Here is a 24,008-nt window from a genome sequence, read left to right as displayed (position 1 = left end):
GTGCCCGAGGACGCGGCGTACCGCGTCCGGAGGCACACGACCCCGTCGTCGTTCCGGGGGCGGTCCGGGCGGTAGGTTCAGCGCGCCGACGAGTCCGGCCGAGGAACCTGGGGGAGGGACAGCGATCAGCACGCGTGAGCACGCGCCCGTAGGGCCGACCGTCGACGTCAGCCCCGCACGCCGCTGGGCCTCGCTCGCCGTCCTGTCGGCCAGCCTGCTCGTGGTCACGATGGACCTCACGATCCTCAACGTGGCCCTGCCCGACCTCGCCGCCGACCTCCGCCCGTCGGCGACGGAGCAGCTGTGGATCGTCGACAGCTACTCGCTCGTGCTGGCCGGCCTGCTGATCCCGATGAGCGCGCTCGCGGACCGCTGGGGCCGCAAGCGGCTGCTGCTGCTCGGGTTCGTCGTGTTCGGCGCGGCCTCGGCGCTGGTCGTGCTCACCGACTCGCCCTGGCAGGTGGTCGCGACCCGCTCGCTCCTCGGTGCCGGCGGCGCGATGATCATGCCGACGACGCTGTCCCTGCTGCGCTCGGTCTTCACCGACCCCGCCGAGCGGGCGACCGCGCTCGGGGTCTGGGCGGCCGTCTCGGCGCTGGGCGCGGCGATCGGACCGATCGCGGGCGGGTTGTTGCTCGAGCACTTCAGCTGGCACGCGGCGTTCCTCGTCAACGTGCCCCTGATGCTGGCCGCGGTGGTGGCCGGCGCGTTGATCCTGCCCGAGGCCCGCGCCGCGAGCCCCGCCCCGTGGGACCTGCCGTCCGTCGGCCTGTCGATCGCCGGGATGGTCGGCCTGGTCTGGGCGGTGAAGCGGTTCGCCGAGGAGGAGACGTTCGCGGACGCGCTCGGCTGGGTGGTGCTGGCCGCGGCACTGACGATGCTGGCCACCTTCGTCCGCCGGTGCCTGGTGCGCGACGAGCCGCTGCTCGACGTGCGGCTGTTCCGGCGGCGCCCATTCACCGCCGGGGTCGTCGCGGCGTTGATGGCGATGTTCGCGATGGCGGCGATCCTGCTGCTGCTCGCCCAGTGGCTGCAGCTGGTCGAGGGACACTCGCCGCTGGCGGCCGGGGTGCGGCTGCTGCCGCTGGCCGGCGGCGGGCTCGTCGCCTCCTTGCTGGCCTCACCGCTCGCGTCGCTGGTAGGCGCCCGGACCGTGCTGGCGTCCGGCCTCGGCGTGGCCGGGATCGGTGCGCTGCTGCTGCCGGTCGTGCCGGGCGATCTCGGCTACCCGACGGTCGCGGTCGCGATGGCGCTCGTGGGTGCCGGCGCCGGCTCGCTGGCGATCGGCTCGGCGATGATCATGGCCGGGACGCCGGCCGAGCGGGCGGGCAGCGCGGCGGCGATCGAGGAGACGGCGTACGACCTCGGCAGCGTGCTCGGCGTCGCGGTCCTCGGCAGCGTCGCCTCCGTCGTCTACCGCGACCACCTCGCGACCGGTCCGCTCGTCGCCGACGGCCTGCCCGCCGCAGCCGCTCGCGCGGCGGAGGACTCCCTCGGCGCGGCCGTCGACGTCGCGACGGCGGCCGAGGCACCGGCACTCGCCGCGCAGGCGGCCGCGGCGTTCACCGACGCGCTGGTCGACACCTCGCTGGTCGCCGGGCTGGTGATGGTCGCCGTCGCGGTCGTCGTGTGGCTCATCGCGCCGCGCGGGCTCGACATCACCCAGCAGCAGCACTAGCCGTCGGCCGGGTCCTCCGCCCCGCCGTCGGGGACGTACGTCGGCCGCAGCGCCGCCCACGCGACGAAGACCAGCCCGACGACGAGCATGGCGAGCCCGGCCCACAGGTTGGCGTTCACCCCGCCGGTCTTGTCGGTCTCGGGGTCGCCGAGGAGCCCCATCAGCGTGAGGATCACGCCGTAGGTGGCGAGCAGGCCGCCGATGATGTTGCGGATGTCGAGCGCACCGGCGCGGTGACGTCGCTGCGGGGCTCGGACGGGAGCAGTGGGCACGGGATCTCCTCGGGTGAGGGCGGGGGTCAGAACAGCACGTTGAGGACGACGACCATCGCGAGCGCGACGCCGGCCAGCGGCAGGGTGCGGCGGTACCACGGGTACGACGCCTCGTCGGCGTCGACGAGGTCCTCGCGGGGGGTCTCGGAGTAGACGAGGCCCTTGAGCTCCTCGACCGGCTTGGGCTTGGTCACGAGCGACACGACGACGCTGAGCACGATGTCGACGACGAACGCCGCACCGGCCGCGAGGAACGCCGCGCCCTGGCCTCCCACCGGGATGACGCCGAGGCTCAACGAGCCGAAGGCGTCCTCGCTGAGGAACGCGACGGCGACGGCGGACAGCGTGCCGGACACCAGGCCGACCCAGCCGGCGGTGGCGGTCATCCGCTTCCAGAACATGCCGAGGATGAACGTCGCGAACAGCGGGGCGTTGAAGAACCCGAACAGCGTCTGGAGGTAGTCCATGATGTTCGAGAAGTTCGTCGCGAGGTACGCCGTGCCGACCGCGATGACGGTCGCGCCGACCGTCGCGAGCCGCCCGATCCGCAGGTAGTAGGCGTCGTCGCGGTCCTTGACGGCGTACCGCTGCCAGAGGTCGTAGCTGAAGACGGTGTTGAACGCGGAGATGTTGGCCGCCATGCCGGCCATGAAGGCCGCGAGCAGACCGGCGATCGCGACGCCGAGCAGGCCGTTGGGCAGCAGGTCGCGCATGAGGTAGAGCAACGAGTCGTTGTAGGTGACCGTGCCGCCGGCGCCGCCCGTGACCTCCTCCCCGGCCTTGGTGTCCGCGATCTCCGAGACGAGGACCGCGGCGATCATGCCGGGCAGGATCGTGATGAAGGGGACGAACATCTTCGGGAAGGCGCCGATGATCGGCGTCTTGCGCGCCGACGAGATCGAGTCGGTCGCCATCGCGCGCTGGACCTCGACGAAGTTCGTCGTCCAGTAGCCGAAGGACAGCACGAAGCCGAGACCGAAGACGATCCCGACGACCGAGAGCAGGTCGGAGTCGAAGCCCGAGAGCGCGTTGCCGGGCCAGGAGTTGAGCTGCTGGGCGGCGGGCGCGGTCTCGGGGTTGTCCGCGGCGGCCTCGGTGATCCTGTCGGTCAGCCCGCCCCAGCCGCCGACCCGGTCGAGGCCGATGAGCGTCAGCGGCAGCAGCGCCGCGACGATGACGAAGAACTGCAGCACCTCGTTGTAGATCGCGGCACTCAGGCCGCCGAGGGTGATGTAGGACAGCACGACCACCGCGGCGACGAGCAGCGCGACGAGCAGCGGCCAGCCGAGCAGCGCCTGGATGATCGTGCCGAGCAGGTAGAGGTTGATGCCGGCGATGAGCAGCTGGGCGACCGCGAACGAGATCGAGTTGACCAGGTGCGCGCCGGTGCCGAACCGGCGGTACATGAACTCGGGGACCGACCGGACCTTCGAGCCGTAGTAGAACGGCATCATCACGACGCCGAGGAACAGCATCGCCGGGATCGCGCCCACCCAGAAGTAGTGGACCGTCGGCAGGCCGAACTCCGCGCCGGAGGCGGACATGCCCATGATCTCGACGGCACCGAGGTTGGCCGCGATGAACGCCAGCCCGGTGACCCAGGCGGGCAGCGAGCGGCCGGACAGGAAGAAGTCGACGGAGTCGGAGACCTGGCGGCGGGCCATCAGGCCGATGCCGAGGACGACGGCGAAGTACAGCCCGACGATGAGGTAGTCGACGGCCTTGGCGTCGATCAACGTGTCGCTGGCGAGGACGGTCGGTGCCCAGCTGGCCATGGACGGCCTTTCGTGACGGCGGTGCGAGGGACGGCCGTGGCTCGTGGTGCGTGAGCGCGGCCGTCTGAGCAGTTGCCCGGAAGCGTCCGACGGCAAACGGCGCCACCTGACACCACTCACCCCTTGACGTGACGTCATCGTGGTGTCATGGTGATGCACATGGACATCACGCCGTACGTCGAGTCGTTGCGCCGCGACCTCCTCGCGGCCGCCGAGGCCGCCGGGCCGGAGGCGCGCCAGGTCGCGGAGCGGCTGACGTTCGCCCTCGACCCGGCGGCGCGGCTGGCGATGATGGAGGCCGTCTCGCAGGCGGCCGCCGAGATCACGGCCGAGATGCCCGCCGGCGGCGTCGACGTGCGGCTGAGCGGGCGCGAGCTCGACTTCGTGGTCGACGCGGCGCCGGCTCCGCCGGTCGCGCCCGCACCTGCGGCGCCCCCGGCGCCGCCCGCTCCCGAGGCCGAGCCGGAGGACGACGCGGTCGCCCGGATCACCCTGCGGCTGCCGGAGTCGGTCAAGGCCCGCGCCGAGGAGCTGGCCGGCCGGTCGGGCCAGTCGCTCAACACCTGGCTGGTGAACGTCGTCCGCGGCGCCACCCGCGAGGGCGCGATCAGCGTCGACATCGACCTCTCGAGCATCCCCTTCCTCGGCGGGGGCGACCCGCTCGGCCGACGCGGCAACCGACGGCTCAACGGCTGGCTGTAGCCGCCCCACCCCTTCCACTCCGCGACCTCGGGACCGGCGACCGGCCGGTCCCGCGGCCGACCACACCCTCGAGGAGCACCCGTGAACGCACCACGCACCACCGAGCACCGCCACCCCGCGCCCGGCCCGATCGACCTCTACGTGGAGGTCACCGACGGCGCGGTGCGCGTCACCACGACCACGACCGACGAGACGTCGGTGCGGGTCACCGGCCACGACGCCGACGCCGTCCACCTCGAGCTCGGGGCCGAGCAGGTCTCGCTCATCGGCCCCCGCCGGCGGGCCGGCTTCCTCACCGGCGACCGCTCGCTGGTCGTCGAGGTCGAGGCCCCCACCGACAGCCGCGTCGTCGTGCGCACCGGCAGCGCGGACGTCACGCTCACCGGGCGGGTCGGCCGCACCCAGCTGCGCACCGGCTCCGGCGACGTACGCGTCGAGGAGCTGGGCGGCCCGGCGACCGTCGAGACGGGCTCGGGCACCGTCGTGGTCGGCGAGGCCGGCGGCGAGCTGCGGGTGAAGAGCGGGTCCGGCGAGGTCCGCGTCGGGCACGCAGCCGCGGCCCTGGCCGTCTCGACCGGCTCGGGGACCGTCGTGGTCGACAGCAACGACGGGCCGGTCGCGGTGAAGACCGGCTCGGGCGACCTCGTCGTCACCGAGGCCCGCACCGACGTCTCGCTGGCCACCGGCAGCGGCGACCTGCGGATCGGCTCGGCGCTGCGCGGCCGGGTGACCGCGAAGGGCGCGTCGGGCGACGTCCGGATCGGCGTCCGCGACGGTACGCCGGTGTGGACCGACATCACCTCCGTCGCCGGGTCGGTGCGCTCGGAGGTGCCGAGCACCGGCGCGCCCGAACCGGGCCAGGACCACGTCGAGGTCCGCGCCCGCACGGTCAGCGGCGACGTGCTGCTCGCCCCGGCCTGACCCCACCACGAGCACGAGCACCCCAGGACAGAGCAGGAGCCATCCCGTGAACGGCGACCACCACTACCTCCTCGAGGCCGAGGTCCGGCACCGGACCACCGAGCGCCTCGCCCGCGTCACCGAGCCGCGGTCGCGGTCGCGGTCCTCGCGCCGCCACCAGCTGGCGACGAGCCTGCGCCGGTTCGCCGACCGGCTCGACGACTGAGGCCGGCAGCAGCAGCAAGCAGCGTCAGGACCTCATCGCGACGCCGCGGCGCCAGTAGCCCATGAACGACACCTGGCGGCGGTCCATGCCGAGCTCGTTGACCAGCGCGCGCCGCAGCGAGGTGACCACCTTGGACTCCCCGGCGATCCAGGCGTAGACACCGTCGGTGCCCGTCTCGGGCGCGGGCTCCAGCGGCGCCTCGATCTCGCCGGAGGAGGAGTACATCGGGGTCTCCCAGAGGTCCGGGTCGACCTCGTCGTCGGCGACCTCCGCGACGACCGCCGGGGCGCCGAGGTGCTCGAGCACCGCTGGGGCCAGCAGGGAGCCGAGCTCGGCGCCGTCGCGCGGGAGCCAGGTGACCGTGACGCCCACGGGGTGCTGGACGGTCTGCACGTCGGCCGAGAGCGGCACCTCGAGGAACGCCGCACCCTGCACGTCGTTCGGCAGCAGCGCGAGCGTCGCGCACGCCGCGGGCACCGCGGTCTCGTCGGCGACGAGCACCACGCGGGTGGCCGCGCCGGGGACGAACTCGATGCCACCGAAGGGCATCCCGCGCCGCGGGCACATCAGCGCGATCCGGTCGCCGACGCTCGCCCGCGCGGCCCAGGACCCGCCCGGACCAGCGTGGCCGTCGGCGTCGTGGAGCACCATGTCGACGACGATCCGGGTGTCGGCGCCCTCGCCGCGCACGTCGCGGATCGTGTAGGTACGCATGTGGCCGCGCTCCTCGGCCGGACGGGCGTACCACGCCTGCATCCAGCCCTCGTCGGCTCCGGCGAAGGACTCCAGCGCACCGCCGGCCGGCGGGAAGATCAGCTTGATCCGCTGGTCGTAGAGCGGCTGGTCGACGCCGAACTCCGCCAGCGCGGGCGACCCGAGCTCGACCCGCACGAAGCTCGGCGAGAGCCGCTGCACGGAGACGACCTCGACCTCCTCCAGCAGGAGCGGGAGGGCGGGCGAGCTGAGCGCGGTCATCGAGGTCCGATCGTGAGGGTGGCCTTACTTAGGCTCACCTTACACGCGACCGGGCCCGCCCGGCGGGTCAGATCGGCGTGCGGTGGAACGACTGGAAGGACCGCGAGGGGGTCGGCCCGCGCTGGCCCTGGTAGCGCGAGCCGTACTTCTCCGAGCCGTACGGGTGCTCCGAGGGCGACGTCAGCCGGAAGAAGCAGAACTGCCCGATCTTCATGCCCGGGTAGAGCTTGATCGGCAGCGTCGCGACGTTCGCGAGCTCCAGCGTCACGTGGCCGGAGAACCCGGGGTCGACGAACCCGGCGGTCGCGTGGGTGAGCAGCCCGAGCCGGCCGAGGCTGGACTTGCCCTCGACGCGGGCAGCGATGTCGTCCGGGAGGCTGACGACCTCGTAGGTCGACCCGAGCACGAACTCGCCCGGGTGCAGGATGAACGGCTCGTCGCCGTCGGGCTCCACCATCCGGGTCAGGTCCGACTGGTCGGCCGCGGGGTCGATGTGCGGGTAGCGATGGTTCTCGAAGACCCGGAAGTAGCGGTCGAGCCGCACGTCGACGGACGACGGCTGCAGCATCGCGGGGTCCCAGGGGTCGAGCGCGACCCGTCCTGCGTCGAGCTCGGCGACGATGTCGCGGTCAGAGAGCAGCACGGCGTCAACCTACCGGCCGGCGCGGGCCCCCGCCCGCTCCTCGGGACGGTCCGGGCGGACAATGGTGCCCATGGCGTTCACGCGGTACGTCGCCCTCGGCGACTCCTTCACCGAGGGGGTGGGCGACCCCGACCCCACCCGTCCCAACGGCCTGCGCGGCTGGGCCGACCGGGTCGCCGAGGTGCTCGCGGCCCGGGAGCCCGACTTCGGCTACGCCAACCTCGCCATCCGGGGCCGCAAGCTCGCCGCGATCGTGCGCGAGCAGGTCGAGCCCGCGCTCGCCCTCGAGCCCGACCTCATCACGCTGTACGCCGGCGCCAACGACATCGTGCGCCCGAAGGTCGACCTCGACGCGCTCGCGGAGGAGTACGACGTCGCGGTCGGCAAGCTCGCCGCGTCCGGCGCCCGGATCGTGCTCTTCACCGCCTTCGACCCCGGCAGCGGCGGCATCTACGCCCCGATCCGCGGCCGGTTCGCGCTCTACAACGAGCACGTCCGCTCCATCGCCGACCGCCACGGCGCCACCATCGCCGACTCGTGGCGGGTCGCGCAGCGGCTGCCGTACGACGTGCCCGCCAGCGACCCACGGCTGTGGGACGTCGACCGGATGCACCTCGGCCCGGTCGGCCACCAGGTCACCGCCATGATGGTGCTGGACGCGCTCGGCGTGGAGCACGACCTCGAGCCGCTCCCCCTGCCGGACCTGCCGACGCTCAGCCGCCGCGAGCGGGTGCGCGCCGACGCGGCCTGGGCCCGCGGCTACCTCGCCCCCTGGGTGCAGCGGCGGCTCACCGGCCGCTCCTCCGGCGACACCGTCGAGCCGAAGTTCCCCACGATCGGCCGGGTCGTCTCACCTGGCGGCGAGTGATCCCCTAGACTCCACGCCGTCGGGTCGCACCCGGCATGCGGATGTAGCTCAGTTGGTAGAGCGCGACCTTCCCAAGGTCGATGTCGCGAGTTCGAGTCTCGTCATCCGCTCCATGTCCCCGTCCTCCACGTCACCGGCACAGGGCCCGTTCACGGGCATCCCGGTCGCCGCGCTGGACTTCTACGACGACCTCGAGGTCGACAACACCCGGTCGTTCTGGGAGAAGCACAAGGACACCTACCTCACGCAGGTCCGCGCGCCGGTGGAGGCGCTGTGCGCGGCACTGGAGCCGGAGTTCGGGGCGGCGAAGGTGTTCCGGCCGCACCGCGACGTCCGGTTCGCGAAGGACAAGACGCCCTTCAAGACCCACCAGGGCGCGTTCGTGCGGGCCGCGGAGTCGACCGGCTGGTACGTCGAGGTGTCGCCGCGCGGGGTGCGGACCGGGGGCGGGTTCTACGAGGCGAGCGCGGGCCGGCTGGCGGCGTACCGCGGTGCCGTCGACCACGACCAGCTCGGCGGCGAGCTCGAGGCGATCGTCGCCGACCTGGAGGCGGCCGGGTGGGAGCGCGGCGGCGACCGCCTGAAGACCTCGCCGCGTGGGTACGACGCGGACCACCCGCGCATCGACCTGCTGCGGCACCGGTCATTGAGCCTCGGGCACGCCATCGGCTTCGAGCCGGTGATCCACACCCCCGAGCTGCTCGACGTGGTCCGCGAGGACTGGCGCGCGCTGCGGCCGCTCGTGGAGTGGGTCGCCCGCCACACCACCGTCTGACCACCGTCCGACCCGCGGGAAGTCAGGAGGCGGGGGTGAAGCTCGCCATCGTGCGCTCGGGCTCCCAGTAGGCCTTCATCGAGGCGACGCGCCCGTCCTCGTGCACGACGTAGACCATCACCAGCTCGGTGGTGGTGTGGCTGCCGTCGGCGAACGACGTCCGGATCCGGCCGACGTTGGCGCAGGTGTTGCCGTTGGCCATCGACTGCTCGATGGTGAACTCGAAGCGGTCGATCGGCGCGATCGCCTTCTCCCAGAAGGCCGAGATGCCGGCGTGGCCGTGGTGCCCGCGGCCCTCGGGGTCGAACATCGACGGCCCGACCGGGTCCTCGAGCACCGCGTCCTCGGCGTACACCGTCAGCCACTCGGCCAGGTCGCCCTTGGCCACAGCGGAGTAGGACCGCTGCGAGGCCGCGCGGGCCGGGTGCGGGTCGTTCGGCGCGTTCCAGACGATGGCGTCGGAGGTGATCACCCGCGCAACGTAGCGCGGAACGAGAACACGTTCTAGTCCTCCGCGTGACCGAGCCGTCGCCGTCCGTTCACCACGACGACGGCGGCGCGTCGAGGCGGTGGGCGACCGTGACGGCATGGCCCGCCGCGACGTGTTCCTCCACCTCGGCCCCTCCCGCCTGGGCACGGACCTGGTCGAGGACGTGCTCACCGAGCACGCCGACACCCTCGCCGTGCGGGGAGTACGCCGCGCGGGGACGCCCGAGGGCGTCTTCCGCGCCGCCGTGGAGCTCGCGTGGGACCACCACGCCTGGGGCTTCCGGCGCCGCGACGTGGAGGGCGCCTGGGCGGAGGTGTGCCGCGAGGCACGCCGCCAGCGCCGGTCCACCCGGGCGGTGGTCGTGTCCGAGCGGATGCTCGCGGCGCTCGATCGGCCTGCGGTCGACCTGCTGCTCGACCAGCTCGCAGGGATGCGGCCGCGCCTGGTGCTCACCGTGACCGCCCCGGACGGGCAGTGCCGCATCGGTGACCCGGCGACCGACCTGGTCGACGTGCTGGACCGGTGGGTCCCGGCGCTCCGCGACCCGCAGCGGGTCCACGTCGTGGTGCTGCCGGGCTGCCGGTGCGCGGGCGAGACGGTCCGAGGGGCGCTCGCCGACCTGGTCGGCGTCGCCCTGCCTCCGACACCGCCCCGCGCGATGGGCCGGCCGCCCGCGTCGGTCGACCCGACGGTCGGCCCGACGGTCGACGACGGGGAGCGCGCCCGCCGCACCGCGCTGGCCCTCTCCTGGGTCGGCGCGCTGGCCGCGTCCGGCGTGCGGGTGCACGGCGAGCCGGCCGACCTCCTGCCCGGCACCCCGCCCGAGGCCCCCGGCGACGAAGGTCAGTGCGGCTGCCAGGCGTCCTCGTCGGCGGTGCGGGAGGTGACCGCCTTCGGGAGCTTGCCGTCGGCGAGCGCCTGGATGGAGGTCTGCTCGAAGACGTCGCGCAGGGAGCGGCGGGCGGCGATCCAGACGTGCTGGAGCACCTCGGCCGAGTCGTTGTAGGTCACGGCCTCGGGGCGCAGGCCGTAGACCGAGACGAGCGGGCCGTCGACCGCCCGGATGACGTCGGCGACCGAGACGTCGGCGGCCGGGCGTCCCATCCGCCAGCCGCCGGACTGGCCGCGCTGGGAGATCACGACGCCGGCGCGGCGGAGGTCGGCGAGGATCGCCTGGAGGAAGCCGTGCGGGATCTCCTGCAGCCGACCGAGCTCCTCGGCGCTCACCGCCTTGCCGTCCGCCCGCCCGGCCATCTCGATCAGCGCACGCAGGGCGTAGTCGGACTTGGCGGAGACGCGCATGGCGCCCAGTCTGGCAGAGAAGTCGATCGGGACACTCGACTCCGGCCCGACCACCCTGCCGACCACCGACCCGGGCAAGGCCGTCACCCGACGGGCGCGAGCTCGGGCTCGCGACCCTGGGCCGCCTCGAGGGCGCGGGCGAGGCGCTCCTGCTTGACCGCCCACACGATGCCGGTCACCCAGGCGACGAAGAGGACGGCGGCGAGCACCGCGACGGTGGTGCCCGAGGCGCCGAAGGACTCGGCGATCGTCTTGGTGTTGGTCAGCACGATCAGGCCGCCGGCGGCGACGCCCAGGACACGGGCCGCGAGCTTGCGGACCAGCCAGGCGGCGATCGGGGCGGCGACCACGCCGCCGGCGAGCAGCGCGCCGGCGTACGCCCACTCGATGCCCTGTGATCCCAGCGCGAGGATGAAGCCGAGCGAGCCGCCGACGGCGACCACGAACTCCGAGGTGTCGATCGACCCGACGACCTTGCGCGGCTCGAGCCGGCCGGAGGAGAGCAGCGTGGTGGTGCCGACCGGGCCCCACCCGCCGCCGCCGACGGCGTCGAGCGCGCCGCCGACCAGGCCCATCGGCGCGAGCATCCCGGCCGAGGGGCGCGCCTTGAAGGTGGGGCGGCGGCCGCCGAGCACCAGGAAGCGCCAGATGACGTAGATGCCGAGGCCGAGGAGGATCCCGGCCACCCACGGCTTGGCGGAGTCGCCGTCGAGGTTGGAGAGGAACGTCGCGCCGGCGAAGGCGCCGACGAAGCCCGGCACGGCCAGGATCGAGACGGTGCGCCAGTCGACGTTGCCGAGCTTGTGGTGGGAGAAGCCGGAGACCAGCGAGGTCCCGATCTCGGAGAAGTGGACGGCGGCCGAGGCCGCGGCCGGGGCCACCCCCGCGGCGAGGAGCAGCGTGGACGACGTGACGCCGTACGCCATGCCCAACGAGCCGTCGATGAGCTGGGCGAGGAGGCCGACGAATCCGAGGACGATGAGCTTGCGCATGGGTGACCCCTGACGGTTCCTCGGTGGTGGCACCACCACCGAGCGGACGTGGACTGAACGGACCATAACACGTTAGTTAGGTATTTCAGTCGACTTAACTGGTCCGCTGGGCGCAGCGCTGGACCACCGGGATCCCTCGGGCCATCCGCTTGCACGCCCTCGGGCGCCCGCATACCATTGAAGTTACTGACCAGTAGTAGCCGTGTGCTGGCAGGCGCCCGGACACACATTCACGACATGAAGGTGGAGCAGTGAGCCACTACAAGAGCAACCTCCGCGACATCGAGTTCAACCTCTTCGAGGTACTGGGCCGCGACGAGGTCCTCGGCACCGGCCCGTTCGCCGAGGTGGACTCCGAGACGGCCCGCGCGATCCTCGCCGAGGTCGACCGGCTCTCCCGCGAGGACCTGGCGGCATCCTTCGAGGACAGCGACCGCAACCCGCCGGTCTTCGACCCGGCCACGCACACCGCTCCCGTGCCGGAGTCGTTCCAGAAGAGCTACCAGGCCTGGATGGACTCCGAGTACTGGCGCCTGCAGATCGGCGAGGAGCTCGGCGGCACGCCGGCGCCCTCCAGCCTGGTCTGGGCGATCGGCGAGATGGTGCTCGGCGCGAACGCCCCGGTGTGGATGTACGCGGCCGGCCCGTCGTTCGCCGACATCGTCCACCGCAACGGCAACGACCGCGACAAGAAGATCGCTACACACATGATCGAGCGCCAGTGGGGCGCCACGATGGTGCTGACCGAGCCCGACGCGGGCTCCGACGTCGGCGCCGGCCGCACCAAGGCCACCCCGAACGACGACGGCACGTGGAACATCGAGGGCGTCAAGCGCTTCATCACGTCCGGTGAGCACGACATGAGCGAGAACATCATGCACCTCACGCTCGCGCGCCCCGTGGGCGTCGAGGGTGCGGGTGGCCCCGGCACCAAGGGCCTGTCGCTCTTCCTCGTGCCCAAGCACCACTTCGACGTGGAGACCGGCGAGCTGACCGGCGAGCGCAACGGCGTCTACGTCACCAACGTCGAGCACAAGATGGGCATCAAGGTCTCCAACACCTGCGAGGTCACCTTCGGCGACACCTCCGTCGGTGGCGGCGAGCCGGCCCGCGGCTGGCTGCTCGGCGAGGTCCACGACGGCATCGCGCAGATGTTCCAGGTCATCGAGAACGCCCGCATGCTCGTCGGCACCAAGGCGATCGCGACCCTGTCGACCGGCTACCTCAACGCGCTCGACTACGCGAAGTCCCGCGTCCAGGGCGCCGACCTCACCCAGGCCTCGGACAAGACCGCGCCGCGCGTCACGATCACCCACCACCCCGACGTGCGCCGCTCGCTGATGGTGCAGAAGTCCTTCGCCGAGGCGATGCGCTCGCTGGTGCTCTACACCGCCAGCTGGCAGGACAAGGTCCAGCTCGCTCAGCACAACGGCGCGATGGACACCGACGAGACCAAGCTCGCGGAGGCCGTCAACGACCTGCTGCTCCCGATCGTCAAGGGCTACGGCTCGGAGCGCTCGTGGGTGCTGCTCGGCACCGAGTCGCTGCAGACCTTCGGCGGCTCCGGCTTCTTGCAGGAGTACCCGATCGAGCAGTACGTCCGCGACGCCAAGATCGACACCCTCTACGAGGGCACCACGGCGATCCAGGGCCAAGACTTCTTCTTCCGCAAGATCGTCAAGGACCAGGGCCGCGCCCTGGGCCACATCGCGGGCGAGATCCAGAAGTTCATCGACAGCGAGGCCGGCAACGGGCGCCTCAAGAACGAGCGCCAGCTGCTCGCCACCGCGCTCGACGACGCCAACGCGATGGTCGGCCACCTCATCAACGACCTGATGTCGGCCCAGGACGAGCTGCGCAACATCTACAAGGTCGGCCTCAACACCACGCGCCTGCTCATGGCGCTCGGTGACGTCGTCTGCGGCTGGCTGCTGCTGCGCCAGGCCGAGGTCGCGCTGGAGAAGCTCGGCGGCACTGATGCTGGACTTCCGGGCGGCAAGGACCAGGCGTTCTACGAGGGCAAGGTCGCGGCGGCGCAGTTCTTCGCCGCCACCAACCTGCCGCGCATCAGCGCCGAGCGGGCGATCGCCGAGGCGACCGACCTGTCGCTGATGGACCTCGACGAGTCGGCGTTCTGATCCTCGCCTGACGGCACGCACACCGCCCCCGGTCCCCTCGTGGGACCGGGGGCGGTGTCGTTCTCGCGCATGCTCGGGCTCGCTACCGCAGGACGCGGCCGGCCGCGCGGCGGACGTCGTCGGAGAGCGTGTCGAGGAGCGCCGAGCGCAGCCGCCAGCGCTGCCAGTGGAGGGGTACGTCGAGGTGCCGGCGTGCGTCGAGGCGGACCAGCCGGCCCGCGTCCAGGTCCGGCAGCAGCTGCGGCTCGGGCAGCGCGCCCCAGCCGAGGCCGAGGCGGACCGCCTCGAGGAAGTCGGCCGACGTCGGCACCCGGTGCACCACCGGCGGCAGCCCGAGGCCACGGCCGCCGAGCAGCTCGTGCTGCAGCGCGTCCTTGTCGTCGAAGACCACGACCGGCAGCGCCGACCAGTCGACGCCACGACCCCGGCGGAACCGCTCGGCCAGCGACGGCGCCGCCGCCGCGGCGTACCGCAGGGTGCCGAGCGGCTCGACCGAGCAGCCCTGGACGGCGACCGGGTCACTGGTGACCGCAGCGAGCACGGTGCCGGCGCGCAGCAGGTCGGCCGACCACGCCTGGTCGAGCACGTGCAGCTGGAGCGCGGCGTCCCCGCGGTCGGCGACCGCGCCGAGGACGTCGTGGAACCAGGTCGCCAGCGAGTCGGCGTTGACCGCGACCGGCAGCCGGGCGACGCCGCCCTCGTGGCCGCCGAGCTCGCGGAGCGCCTCCTCGTGCAGCAGCGTGGTCTGGCGGGCGAGCCGCAGCAGTGCCTCGCCGGCGGCGGTGGGCTCGGCCGGCGCCGTGCGCCGGACGACGACCTGGCCCACCTCCGACTCCAGCGCGCGGATCCGCTGGCTGACGGCGCTCGGGGTGAGGTGGAGGTGGCGCGCCGCGGCGTCGAACGTGCCGTGGTCGGCGATCGCCGTCAGGGCGGCGAGCCAGGCGGGGTCCAGGTGCACGTGTCCACCTTAAGCAGCACTTCAGTATCTGCAGGAACCTTCGCTGGCGCACAGGTCGGCGCGACCGTAGCGTTCTCCGGCGTGGACCACTTCCTGACCGGCACGGCGACCGGCCTCGCGCTCATCGTCGCGATCGGCGCACAGAACGCCTACGTGCTGCGCCAGGGGCTCGCCCGCGACCACGTCGGCCTGGTGGTGGCGATCTGCGCGGTCTCCGACCTGGTCCTGATCCTCGCCGGCGTCGCGGGCATCGGCACGATCGTCGAGCGCGCGCCGGCCGCGATCGACGTGGTGCGGTGGCTCGGCGTCGCGTTCCTGACCTGGTACGGCGTCTCGTCGCTGCTCCGCGCGCGGCGGCCCGACGCCCTGGCGGCCGCCGGCGGAGCCCGGCTCTCGCGTCGATCGGCGGCGCTGCGGGCGCTCGCGTTGACCTGGCTCAACCCGCACGTCTACCTCGACACCGTGCTGCTCCTCGGGTCGGTGGCGGCGACGCACGGGTCGGGCGGGCGCTGGTGGTTCGCGGCCGGGGCGTGCCTGGCGAGCCTGGTGTGGTTCAGCGGTCTCGGCTACGGCGCGCGCCTGCTCGCGCGGTTCCTCGCCAGCCCGCGGGCCTGGCAGGTGCTCGACGTGCTGATCGGCGTCGTGATGCTGGCGATCGCGGTGCGGCTGGCGACCGGCTCCTGACCTCCGGCCGGGTCAGCCCTCGACGCCGCCGAGGGGCAGCACGAGCCGCCCGTCCGCGTCCGCGACGACGCGGACGGGGACACCCCAGTCCTGCTGGTGCAGGTGACAGGCGGCGCCCTCGCCGCCGTCGGCGTCGCACGACGCGGCCCGGGCGGCCACGTGGAGCACGCCGTCGCCGACGTGCGGGTCGAGCACGATCGTGCGGGTCAGGTCGGTGCCTCGGCCGCCGCCCTCGCGGACGAGCTGGGGCGGGGTCGCCTCGACCATCAGCTGCGCCGGCGGGCCGAACCGGTCGTCGACCTTCTGCCCCGGCGGCGGCGTGAACGACACGACCAGCTCGAGCGTCGCCGGCACCTCGGTGACCGGCCGCTGGGTGGAGTGGGCGAAGCCCTCGGTGCGCGTGCCGGCGCTGCCGAGCGGCACCCGGGTCAGCCGGTGCGCGCCGGACTCGACGACCACCAGGTCCGACCCGTCGACGTACGCCGCGGACGGCTCGGCGAGGCCGGTGGCGAGCGTGGTGACCTCGCCCGGCTCCCCGGCGGTGACCGCGAGCCGGCGGACCGCCCCGTTGTAGGTGTCGCAGACCGCGACCGAGCCGTCGGGCAGGGCCGTCACGCCGAGGGGATGCTGGAGCAGCGCCTGGTCGGCCGGGCCGTCGCGGAAGCCGAAGTCGAACAGGCCGGTGCCGACCGCCGTGCGGATCTCGAGGCCACCAGCCGCCGACTCCTGCACCCAGCGGACCGACGAGGTCTCGCTGTCGGCCAGCCACAGCCGGTCGCCGTCGGGCGCGAGCCGCGAGGTCTGGGCCAGCCACGCCTCCGGCGCCGCGCCGTCGAGCAGCCCCTCGTTGGCGGTGCCGGCCGCGACCTCGACGACCCCGGTGCGCGGGTCGAACGTCCACAGCTGGTGGATGCCGGCCATCGCGACCCAGACCCGGTCGCGCCACCAGGCGACGTCCCACGGGCTGGAGAGCCGGTCGCTGCCATCGCCGGGCATCAGCTGCTGGCCGTCGCCGGCGAGCACGCGGGTCGAGCCGTCGGCGAGCGCCAGCCCGTGGAGCCGGTGGCCGACGGTGTCGGCGACCACGACGTCGTACCCCACCTCGGCGGCGACGTCCTCGGGCAGCAGGCAGAGGCCGTTGGGCTCCCGGAAGCCGCCGAACCGGCGCAGCACCTCGCCGTCGGCACCGAGCTCGACGACCTCGTCGTGGCCGGCGTCGGCGACCAGCACCCGGCCCCCCTGCGCAGAGGGCAGCGGCACGGCCGAGGCGGGGAAGCGGAGGTCGGTGGGCTCGACGACGGGCGGGACGTACGGCGAGTCGCCGGGCTGGAGCGTGCCCTTCGCGCGGTGCTCCGCGACCAGCTCGGTCAGCAGCGCGTCGATGGCGTGGGCGTGGCCCTCGCCGGCGTACTGCCCGACGACGTACCCCTCCGGGTCGACCAGCACCAGCGTCGGCCAGGCGCGGGCGGTGTAGGCCTGCCAGGTGACCAGCTCGGGGTCGTCGAGGACGGGGTGGGTGACCGAGTAGCGCTCGACGGCGGCGCGCAGCGCGTCCGGGTCGGCCTCGTGGACGAACTTCGGTGAGTGCACCCCGATGACGACCAGCTCCCCGGCGTGCTTCTCCTCCACCGGCTTGAGCTCGTCGAGGACGTGCAGGCAGTTGATGCAGCAGAAGGCCCAGAAGTCGAGCAGGACGAAGCGGCCGCGGAGGTCGGCCAGGTGCAGGGGGCCGTCGGTGTTGAGCCAGCCACGACCGACCAGCTCGGGAGCACGCACGCGCATGCGCCCATCCTCGCCCACCGCCCCGCGGCACGAGCGACCAGCGGCCGCCGGTGGTCAGTAGGCTCCGGGGCGTGAGCGATCAGGAACGGCTGGCGGGGTACGTCGAGGTCTGGTGGCAGGCGGTCGACGCCCTCACCTCACTGCTGGAAAAGCTGCCCGAGGAGGCGTGGTCCACGCCGACCGACCTCGCGGGCTGGGACGTCCGCGCGGTCGTGGCGCACGTCGCCCACCTGGAGAAGGTGCTGGCGACCGGCGTCGAGGAGCACGCCGAGATCGGCGAGCCGCCGCACGTGACGTCGATGATGGGGCTCTACACCGAGATCGGCCCGGCCAACCGGCGTACCGCCACGCCCGACGAGCTGATCATCGAGATCCGCGAGGCCGCCACCGCCCGGCACACCGCCCTGCTGGCCGACCCGCCGACCGACGGGTCCGCGAAGCCCGAGCGGGTCTTCGGCGGCGTGCCGTGGAGCTGGGAGACGCTGCTGCGCAACCGGCCGCTGGACGTGTGGATGCACGAGCAGGACGTACGCCGCGCGGTCGGCCGCCCCGGCGGGATGGACAGCCCGGCGGCCCAGCACACGGCGGACTACCTGCTCGAGAGCATGGGCTTCGTGCTGGCCAAGCGGGTCGGCGCCCCGGCCGGCACCACGCTGCTGGTCGAGGTCGAGGGCAGCACCGCCGCCGCCTTCACCGTCAACGACCAGGGCCGCGGCGAGCGGCTCCCGACCCCACCGGAGCAGGCCGACGCGACGCTGCGGATGGACCGCGAGACGTTCGTGGTGCTCGCGGGCGGCCGGCGCCCCGACGCCGCGGCCACGGTGGCGGTCGAGGGCGACGAGGCCCTCGCGCAGCAGGTCCTCGAGCAGATGGCGACCACCCCGTGACGGCGACCGACGCCTGGACGCTCGCCGACATCCCGGACCAGGCCGGCCGCACCGCGCTGGTCACCGGCACCAGCGTCGGCGGCCTCGGCCACCACACCGCGCTCGAGCTGGCCCGGCGCGGCGCCCGCGTCGTCCTTGCCGGCCGCACCCAGGACAAGCTCGACGCCACCGAGCGGACCATCCGCGAGGAGGTCCCGCACGCCTCGCTGGAGAAGCTGGTCGTCGACCTCGCCGACCTCTCCTCGGTGCGCCGCGGCGCGGCCGAGGCGGCCGGGCTCGGGCCGATCGGCCTGCTGGTCAACAACGCGGGCGTGATGGGCACGCCGTACTCCCGCACCGCCGACGGCCTCGAGCTGCAGATGGCGACCAACCACTTCGGCCCGTTCCTGCTGACCGGCCTGCTGCTGCCGCAGCTCGTCGCGAGCGAGGACGGCCGCGTCGTGGCGGTGAGCTCGCAGTTCCACCGCGTCGCCCGCAGCGCGCCGCTCGGCGACCCTCGGGCGCAGCAGGGCCGCTACTCGCGGTGGCCGACCTACGGGCAGACCAAGCTCGCGAACCTGCTCTTCACCTACGAGCTCGACCGGCGGCTGCGCCGCGCCGAGCTGCCGGTCAAGGCGCTGGCCGCGCACCCCGGCTTCGCGGGCACGCACCTCGCGGCGAACGGGCAGTACGGCCGCTCCTCGGGCGGCATCGCCAGCATCCTCGACGCGGCGATCCGCGCGGTCTCCCAGTCCGCCGCTGCGGGCGCCCAGCCGACGCTCATGGCCGCCACGGCCGACCTCCCCGGCGCGACCTACTGCGGCCCCGGCGGGCTCCAGGAGGCCTCCGGCCCGCCGCGCGTCGTCTCGAGCAACCGCCTCTCCCACGACGAGGTCGCCCAGCGACGGCTGTGGGAGATCAGCGAGGACGTCACCGGGGTCGCCTACCCCTAGACCAAGGTCGCCCCGTCACCGACCCCCGGCCGATGTGCGCGGCCGACCGGCACCTCTAGCGTCGGTCGCATGCAGGTCTGGGAGCGCTCCGTCGCCGGCCGCCACCACCGGGTCGAGGCCGAGGGATCGGTGCGCCGGCACCTGCGGTGGTACGTCGACGGCGAGCTGGTCACCGAGAAGCGCTCGGCCGAGGACGCCGTCGAGATCGACTCCGGCGACGACCACCCCGACCTCGGCGCGGTCAAGGTGAAGTTCAGCGCGCTCGGGGCGCCGCGGCGCGCCACCGTGCACGACGACCTCGCCGGCGCGCTCGTCGGCGTCGGCGGCACCGACCTGGTGCCCGAGGCGGGCTCGGCCGCCGCGCAGCACGAGGAGCGGCTGCTCGCCCACCCGAACCGGTACGCCGCGCAGAAGGCCGGCATCGCGATCGCGATCATCGCCGTGCCGGTGCTGCTCGGGCTGCTCTCGCGCTTCCTGCCCGACATCGACGTCCCCTGGCCGGACCTGCCCTCGATCCCGTGGCCCGACATCGACCTGCCGTCGATCCCCTGGCCGGACATCGACCTGCCGATCCCGCACTTCGACGTCGAGGTGCCGGGCTGGGTGCGACAGGTGCTGGACGTCCTCGGCTACGTCTGGCCGGTAGCCCTCGCCTTCCTCCTCGCCCGCGGCGAGGTGAACCGCCGCCGCAAGCGCGACGAGCAGGCCCGGGAGGAGCAGGAGCGGGACTGATCAGTCCTCGCGGTCGCGGACGCGGACCATGCCGGCCAGCGTGGCGACGTACGCCGATCCGTCGGGGGCGAGCGTGACGGCGGCGTAGTGGTTGTTGAAGAGCGCGCCGATCCCGGTGCGGACGCGGTACGCCGTGCGGCCGGTGCGGACGTCGAGCGCGACGAGGTACCACGCGCTCGCGCCCCAGACGCTCGACCGCTTCTCGTAGGCGTAGAGCAGGCCGGTGGCGAGCGAGAGCTTCGGTACCGACGTGGGCGCGGAGACCTCCGAGGTCCACACGGTCTCGCAGGTGCGCTCGCCGTCCTCGCCGGTCACGAGGTCGACGCGCGCGAAGCCACCGGGCGTCGTGCGGCCGAGCATCGTGCGCCAGGGACCGGTGTAGTCGGCGTTGTTCTCGACGACCACGCCGGTGCCGACCGAGACGAGCGAGTTGTCGGTGGCGCTCGCGTCGTCGCCGAAGACCGCCTCCTGGCAGATCAGCCGCCCGCGGCGGGTGCCGTACATCTGGACGTGCATGCGCGGGCCGGCGTTGTCGGTGATCGCGACGACGCCGCCGGGCAGGATCGTCGGGGTGGTGCCGCTGCCCTGGGAGACCTGGCCGGGCTTGAGCCGCGAGCCGCGGTCGTACGGCGTGCGCCACCGCACCCGCGGGAGGCCGGCCGGCGACACCTCGAGCCGGTAGAGCGCGGCGGTGGTGACGACGTACACGGCGCCGTCGGTGTCGGTGGCGAAGGAGTTCGCGACCTCCTCGCCGAGCTCGAGCACGGCGACGTCGCCCGACCCGGGCTCGACGAAGCCGGTGCGGCCGTCCTGGGTGACGAACCAGATCCGGCCCTGCCAGTCCGGGAGCACCGCGATCAGGCAGTCATCGGCCGGCACCTGCACACCGAGGTCGTGGGTCGCCTCGGTCGTCAGGTCCGCGTCGCCGTCGGCGTCGGAGGTGGCGACGACGAGGACGCGGCGGTCGGTGGTGGCGACGACCGCGCGGTCCTCGGCGTCGAGGTAGAAGTAGGCGCCGGCGCAGAGGTTCTCCCACGGCTGCTTGCCCTCGACGTCGGGCCGGTCGGGGAGGTCCTTGCTGACCAGCGGCCGCATCGACTCCGGGTCGAGCACGTGCATGCGCGGCCCCTGGAGGTCGCCGCAGAGCGCGACGAGCCGCTCGTGGCTGTCGAAGGCGAGCGTGGCGCACTCCTCGACGCCGTACCACGCGGTCTCGACGCGCGGGGACTCCCCGAGCGGGCCGGGGTGGACGGTGGCGTCGGTGGCCCAGGCGTCGTGGTGCATCGAGCTGAGGCCGTTCGGGGCGAGGAACGGGTGCTGCGGCACGTCGAGCTCGACCGGCTGGGCGGTGAACGGCCGGCCGGTGTAGCCCGGCGTCACCGCCGCCCCGGCGCCGGGCGGGATCGGCAGCAGGCCGTCGGGCAGGACCACGACGACGCCGACCAGCGCGAGCACGCCGACCACCCAGCCCGCGACCACGCGCCAGGTCGGTCGCCACCAGCGGCGGACCCGCGGGACGGCCAGGATCAGCAGCGCGACCAGCACCACGAGCGGCCCGAGCGCCCAGGTGAGCGCCGCGAGGGCGACCAGGACGATCGTGCGCGGGAACCTCAGCCCGGCCGCACGGCTCCTCGCTCCGGTCCTGACACCGCCTCTCACGGGGGCCGAGCCTAGGGGCCTGCGCCTTGGCTCAGCGGCGGACGCGCGGGCCGAACGCCGCGGTGGCGCCCTTGAACGCCGCCTGGCGGGCCTTCGCGGTGTTGCGCAGGAACAGCAGCTGCGCCTGCTCGAGCCGCTCGAGCGCGAAGGTGCGCCGCGCGCTGCGGCTCGTCGCGCCCTCGAGCAGCCGCTTGGCCGCGGCCAGCTGGTCCGGCGAGCGGGTGGCCAGGCGCCCGGCCAGCGCGGTGGCGGCCTCGACCGGGTCCGACGCCAGCTCGGTGACCAGCCCGAGGTCGTGCGCCTCCTTGCCGGAGACGACGTCGGCGGTCATCGTCAGCAGCTTCGCGGTGTCCGGGCCGACCAGCTCGGTCAGCGACCGGATGCCGGTCATGTCCGGGATGATCCCCCACTTGCCCTCGAGCACCGACCAGCGCGAGTCGGGTGCGGCGACCCGGAAGTCGGCCGCGAGCGCGATCTGGAGGCCGCCGCCCAGGCAGTGGCCGTGGACCGCCGCGACCACCGGCACCGGTAGGCGGCGCCACGCCCAGCACGCCTCCTGGAAGGTGTTGGTGCCCCGCCACGGCACCGGCAGGAACGCCGGCACGATCGCGGCCGGCTTGCGCAGGACGTCCGCGAAGTCGAGGCCGGCGCAGAACGCGTCGCCGTCGCCAGCGAGGACGACCGCGCGGACGGTGCGGTCGCGTCGCAGCCGGTGCCCGGTCGCGGCCAGCTCGGCGAGGATCGGCAGGGTCAGCGCGTTCAGCTTCTCCGGGCGGGCGAGCCGCACCTGGGCGATGCCGTCGTCGATCGTGCAGGTCACGGTCATGGCGGAATCCTAGGGAGCGGACTCGCCGGAGGTGGATGTGGCCGAGCAGACGGCGTGCGGGTAGATTGGTGTCGTCCGGCCGCTGGTGCTCCTCGTCGTCCCCCCACGTGCGAGGAAACCACCAGCGGCCGTGACTCATTTCTGCGCCCGATGGGCAATGATCCCGACGTGGCCGACCAGCGCGCGGGACAACCCGCCGAACCCCGGGACCTCGTCGACGTGGCGCACCTCGTCACCGCCTACTACACCGGCGTGCCCGACCCCGAGGACGTCGCCCAGCAGGTCGCGTTCGGCACCAGCGGCCACCGCGGGACGTCGCTGTCGACGTCGTTCAACGAGAGCCACATCCTCGCCACGACGCAGGCGATCTGCGACCACCGGCGCGAGCAGGGGTACGACGGACCGCTCTTCCTCGGCCGCGACACCCACGCGCTGTCCGAGCCGGCCTGGGCGTCGGCGCTCGAGGTGCTCGTCGCCAACGACGTGACCGTGCTGGTGGACTCCCGCGACGGCTACACCCCCACGCCGGCCGTCTCGCACGCGATCCTGCGCGCGAACGGCGGCCGCACGACCGGTCCGGGGCTCGCCGACGGCATCGTCGTCACCCCGTCGCACAACCCGCCGACCGACGGCGGCTTCAAGTACAACCCGCCCCACGGCGGCCCCGCCGGCAGCGACGCCACCTCCGCGATCGCCGCGCGGGCCAACGAGCTCATCGCTGGCGGGCTCGCCGACGTGCGTCGGGTGCCCTTCGCCCGGGCCCGGGCCACCGCCGGCTCCTACGACTTCCTCGGCACCTACGTCGACGACCTGCCCTCCGTGGTCGACGTCGAGGCGATCCGGGCCGCGGGCGTGCGGATCGGTGCGGACCCGCTCGGCGGCGCGTCCGCGGCGTACTGGTCGGAGATCGCCGACCGGCACGGCCTCGACCTCACCGTCGTGAACCCGCTCGTGGACCCGACCTGGCGGTTCATGACGCTGGACTGGGACGGGAAGATCCGGATGGACTGCTCCTCCCCGCACGCGATGGCCTCGCTCATCGACCGCCGGGCTGACTACGACATCGCCACCGGCAACGACGCCGACGCCGACCGGCACGGCATCGTCACGCCGGACGCCGGCCTGATGAACCCCAACCACTTCCTCGCCGTCGCGATCCAGCACCTGTTCGGCGGTGCCCGGCCGGGGTGGCCGGAGCGGGCGCGGATCGGCAAGACGCTGGTGTCGTCCTCGATGATCGACCGCGTCGCGGCGTCGCTGGGTCGGCCGATGGTGGAGGTGCCCGTCGGGTTCAAGTGGTTCGTGCCGGGGCTGGTCGACGGGTCGTTCGGCTTCGGCGGCGAGGAGTCGGCGGGCGCGTCGTTCCTGCGGCGGGACGGCAGCGTGTGGACCACCGACAAGGACGGGATCATCCTCGCGCTGCTCGCCTCGGAGATCGTCGCGCACACCGGCCGCTCCCCCTCGGAGCACTACGCCGACCTCGTGGCCGCGCACGGGGAGCCGGCGTACGCCCGGACCGACGCCCCCGCCACCCGCGACCAGAAGGCCGCGCTGTCGAGGCTGTCCGCCGCGGACGTCACCGCCACCGAGCTCGCCGGCGAGCCGATCACCGCCACGCTCACCGAGGCGCCCGGCAACGGCGCCGCGATCGGCGGGCTCAAGGTCACGACGGAGTCGGCGTGGTTCGCCGCGCGCCCGTCCGGCACCGAGGACGTCTACAAGGTGTACGCCGAGTCCTTCCGCGGCCCCGAGCACCTCGCGCAGGTCCAGGAGGAGGCGCAGGCGCTCGTCACCGCCGCGCTGGGTTGATCG

Annotated in this window: 23 protein-coding genes and 1 tRNA gene; 13 read left to right on the top strand and 11 right to left on the bottom strand. The window is 73.6% G+C overall.

Annotation, left to right across the window (positions count from 1 at the left end):
- Positions 1-124 precede the first annotated feature (124 nt).
- The gene (locus H7344_RS05475; RefSeq protein WP_229707049.1) at positions 125-1,678 is read left to right on the top strand and encodes an MFS transporter; all 1,554 of its coding nucleotides are present in this window, start codon (positions 125-127) and stop codon (positions 1,676-1,678) included.
- On the opposite strand, the gene H7344_RS20465 is transcribed toward H7344_RS05475, so the two are convergent.
- The gene (locus H7344_RS20465) at positions 1,675-1,950 is read right to left on the bottom strand and encodes a hypothetical protein (RefSeq protein ID WP_186344980.1); all 276 of its coding nucleotides are present in this window, start codon (positions 1,948-1,950) and stop codon (positions 1,675-1,677) included. The genes H7344_RS05475 and H7344_RS20465 overlap by 4 nt on opposite strands.
- A gap of 26 nt (positions 1,951-1,976) precedes the next feature.
- On the bottom strand, positions 1,977-3,725 hold the full coding sequence (locus H7344_RS05465) for a sodium:solute symporter family protein (protein ID WP_186344979.1): 1,749 nt from the start codon (positions 3,723-3,725) through the stop codon (positions 1,977-1,979).
- A 147-nt stretch (positions 3,726-3,872) separates the two neighbouring features.
- Between H7344_RS05465 and H7344_RS05460 the strand changes: the two genes are divergently transcribed.
- The 3 genes from H7344_RS05460 (at position 3,873) to H7344_RS05450 (ending at position 5,553) form a co-directional block, all read left to right on the top strand.
- Positions 3,873-4,427 (top strand): pilus assembly protein HicB, encoded by a 555-nt coding sequence (locus tag H7344_RS05460; RefSeq protein WP_229707033.1) that lies wholly within the window; start codon positions 3,873-3,875, stop codon positions 4,425-4,427.
- Positions 4,428-4,508: 81 nt separating this feature from the next.
- On the top strand, positions 4,509-5,348 hold the full coding sequence (locus H7344_RS05455; protein ID WP_186344978.1) for a DUF4097 family beta strand repeat-containing protein: 840 nt from the start codon (positions 4,509-4,511) through the stop codon (positions 5,346-5,348).
- Between the two features lie 46 nt (positions 5,349-5,394).
- Complete coding sequence (locus H7344_RS05450; RefSeq protein ID WP_186344977.1) at positions 5,395-5,553, top strand: hypothetical protein; 159 nt, start codon at positions 5,395-5,397, stop codon at positions 5,551-5,553.
- Positions 5,554-5,577: 24 nt separating this feature from the next.
- Here H7344_RS05450 and H7344_RS05445 read toward each other — a convergent pair whose 3' ends face one another.
- Both H7344_RS05445 and dcd read right to left on the bottom strand, forming a co-directional pair.
- On the bottom strand, positions 5,578-6,528 hold the full coding sequence (locus H7344_RS05445) for a siderophore-interacting protein (protein WP_186344976.1): 951 nt from the start codon (positions 6,526-6,528) through the stop codon (positions 5,578-5,580).
- A gap of 67 nt (positions 6,529-6,595) precedes the next feature.
- A complete protein-coding gene (gene dcd, locus H7344_RS05440; protein WP_186344975.1) occupies positions 6,596-7,171 on the bottom strand; it encodes a dCTP deaminase in 576 nt (191 codons plus the stop codon).
- A 70-nt stretch (positions 7,172-7,241) separates the two neighbouring features.
- Between dcd and H7344_RS05435 the strand changes: the two genes are divergently transcribed.
- From H7344_RS05435 to H7344_RS05425, 3 genes are all read left to right on the top strand, one after another.
- On the top strand, positions 7,242-8,039 hold the full coding sequence (locus H7344_RS05435; protein WP_186344974.1) for an SGNH/GDSL hydrolase family protein: 798 nt from the start codon (positions 7,242-7,244) through the stop codon (positions 8,037-8,039).
- Positions 8,040-8,076: 37 nt separating this feature from the next.
- A tRNA-Gly gene (locus H7344_RS05430) sits at positions 8,077-8,152 on the top strand.
- Positions 8,152-8,814 (top strand): DUF2461 domain-containing protein, encoded by a 663-nt coding sequence (locus H7344_RS05425; RefSeq protein ID WP_186344973.1) that lies wholly within the window; start codon positions 8,152-8,154, stop codon positions 8,812-8,814. The genes H7344_RS05430 and H7344_RS05425 overlap by 1 nt, the downstream gene beginning before the upstream one ends.
- A 22-nt stretch (positions 8,815-8,836) precedes the next feature.
- On the opposite strand, the gene H7344_RS05420 is transcribed toward H7344_RS05425, so the two are convergent.
- The 3 genes from H7344_RS05420 to H7344_RS05410 all read right to left on the bottom strand — a co-directional run bounded on the left by H7344_RS05420 (position 8,837) and on the right by H7344_RS05410 (position 11,598).
- Positions 8,837-9,286: a nuclear transport factor 2 family protein gene (locus H7344_RS05420; RefSeq protein WP_186344972.1), complete on the bottom strand. Its 450-nt coding sequence runs from the start codon at positions 9,284-9,286 to the stop codon at positions 8,837-8,839.
- Between the two features lie 861 nt (positions 9,287-10,147).
- Entirely contained in the window at positions 10,148-10,606 is a 459-nt protein-coding gene (locus tag H7344_RS05415) for an RrF2 family transcriptional regulator (RefSeq protein ID WP_186344971.1), read from the bottom strand.
- 83 nt (positions 10,607-10,689) lie between these two features.
- Complete coding sequence (locus H7344_RS05410; RefSeq protein ID WP_186344970.1) at positions 10,690-11,598, bottom strand: sulfite exporter TauE/SafE family protein; 909 nt, start codon at positions 11,596-11,598, stop codon at positions 10,690-10,692.
- Between the two features lie 251 nt (positions 11,599-11,849).
- Here H7344_RS05410 and H7344_RS05405 point away from each other — a divergent pair, with 251 nt between their 5' ends.
- Complete coding sequence (locus tag H7344_RS05405) at positions 11,850-13,736, top strand: acyl-CoA dehydrogenase (RefSeq protein WP_186344969.1); 1,887 nt, start codon at positions 11,850-11,852, stop codon at positions 13,734-13,736.
- An 82-nt stretch (positions 13,737-13,818) separates the two neighbouring features.
- Here the strand turns inward: H7344_RS05405 and H7344_RS05400 are convergent, their stop codons facing one another.
- Entirely contained in the window at positions 13,819-14,694 is an 876-nt protein-coding gene (locus H7344_RS05400) for a LysR family transcriptional regulator ArgP (protein ID WP_186344968.1), read from the bottom strand.
- Positions 14,695-14,775: 81 nt separating this feature from the next.
- On the opposite strand from H7344_RS05400, the gene H7344_RS05395 reads away from it, so the two are divergent.
- Positions 14,776-15,378: a LysE/ArgO family amino acid transporter gene (locus H7344_RS05395; protein ID WP_186344967.1), complete on the top strand. Its 603-nt coding sequence runs from the start codon at positions 14,776-14,778 to the stop codon at positions 15,376-15,378.
- A 12-nt stretch (positions 15,379-15,390) separates the two neighbouring features.
- Here H7344_RS05395 and H7344_RS05390 read toward each other — a convergent pair whose 3' ends face one another.
- The gene (locus H7344_RS05390; RefSeq protein ID WP_186344966.1) at positions 15,391-17,160 is read right to left on the bottom strand and encodes a thioredoxin-like domain-containing protein; all 1,770 of its coding nucleotides are present in this window, start codon (positions 17,158-17,160) and stop codon (positions 15,391-15,393) included.
- Between the two features lie 71 nt (positions 17,161-17,231).
- Between H7344_RS05390 and H7344_RS05385 the strand changes: the two genes are divergently transcribed.
- The 3 genes from H7344_RS05385 (at position 17,232) to H7344_RS05375 (ending at position 19,711) form a co-directional block, all read left to right on the top strand.
- Complete coding sequence (locus H7344_RS05385; protein ID WP_229707032.1) at positions 17,232-18,047, top strand: maleylpyruvate isomerase family mycothiol-dependent enzyme; 816 nt, start codon at positions 17,232-17,234, stop codon at positions 18,045-18,047.
- The gene (locus tag H7344_RS05380; RefSeq protein WP_186344965.1) at positions 18,044-18,979 is read left to right on the top strand and encodes an oxidoreductase; all 936 of its coding nucleotides are present in this window, start codon (positions 18,044-18,046) and stop codon (positions 18,977-18,979) included. The genes H7344_RS05385 and H7344_RS05380 overlap by 4 nt, the downstream gene beginning before the upstream one ends.
- Before the next feature lie 69 nt (positions 18,980-19,048).
- On the top strand, positions 19,049-19,711 hold the full coding sequence (locus H7344_RS05375) for a hypothetical protein (RefSeq protein WP_186344964.1): 663 nt from the start codon (positions 19,049-19,051) through the stop codon (positions 19,709-19,711).
- Here H7344_RS05375 and H7344_RS05370 read toward each other — a convergent pair whose 3' ends face one another.
- Together H7344_RS05370 and H7344_RS05365 are read right to left on the bottom strand one after the other, a co-directional pair.
- The gene (locus tag H7344_RS05370; RefSeq protein WP_186344963.1) at positions 19,712-21,370 is read right to left on the bottom strand and encodes a hypothetical protein; all 1,659 of its coding nucleotides are present in this window, start codon (positions 21,368-21,370) and stop codon (positions 19,712-19,714) included.
- 31 nt (positions 21,371-21,401) lie between these two features.
- Positions 21,402-22,196 carry a crotonase/enoyl-CoA hydratase family protein gene (locus H7344_RS05365; RefSeq protein WP_186344962.1) on the bottom strand — a complete coding sequence of 265 codons (795 nt, stop codon included), beginning with the start codon at positions 22,194-22,196 and terminating at the stop codon, positions 21,402-21,404.
- A gap of 168 nt (positions 22,197-22,364) precedes the next feature.
- Between H7344_RS05365 and pgm the strand changes: the two genes are divergently transcribed.
- Positions 22,365-24,005, top strand: a complete 1,641-nt coding sequence (gene pgm, locus H7344_RS05360; RefSeq protein ID WP_186344961.1) for a phosphoglucomutase (alpha-D-glucose-1,6-bisphosphate-dependent) — start codon at positions 22,365-22,367, stop codon at positions 24,003-24,005.
- Positions 24,006-24,008: the final 3 nt, after the last annotated feature.

Origin of the sequence: Nocardioides deserti, from assembly GCF_014266025.1 — a bacterium.
Lineage (GTDB): Bacteria > Actinomycetota > Actinomycetes > Propionibacteriales > Nocardioidaceae > Nocardioides > Nocardioides deserti.
The sequence above is the reverse complement of the archived record's forward strand: the minus strand, read 5'-3'. Positions and strand labels throughout refer to the sequence as shown.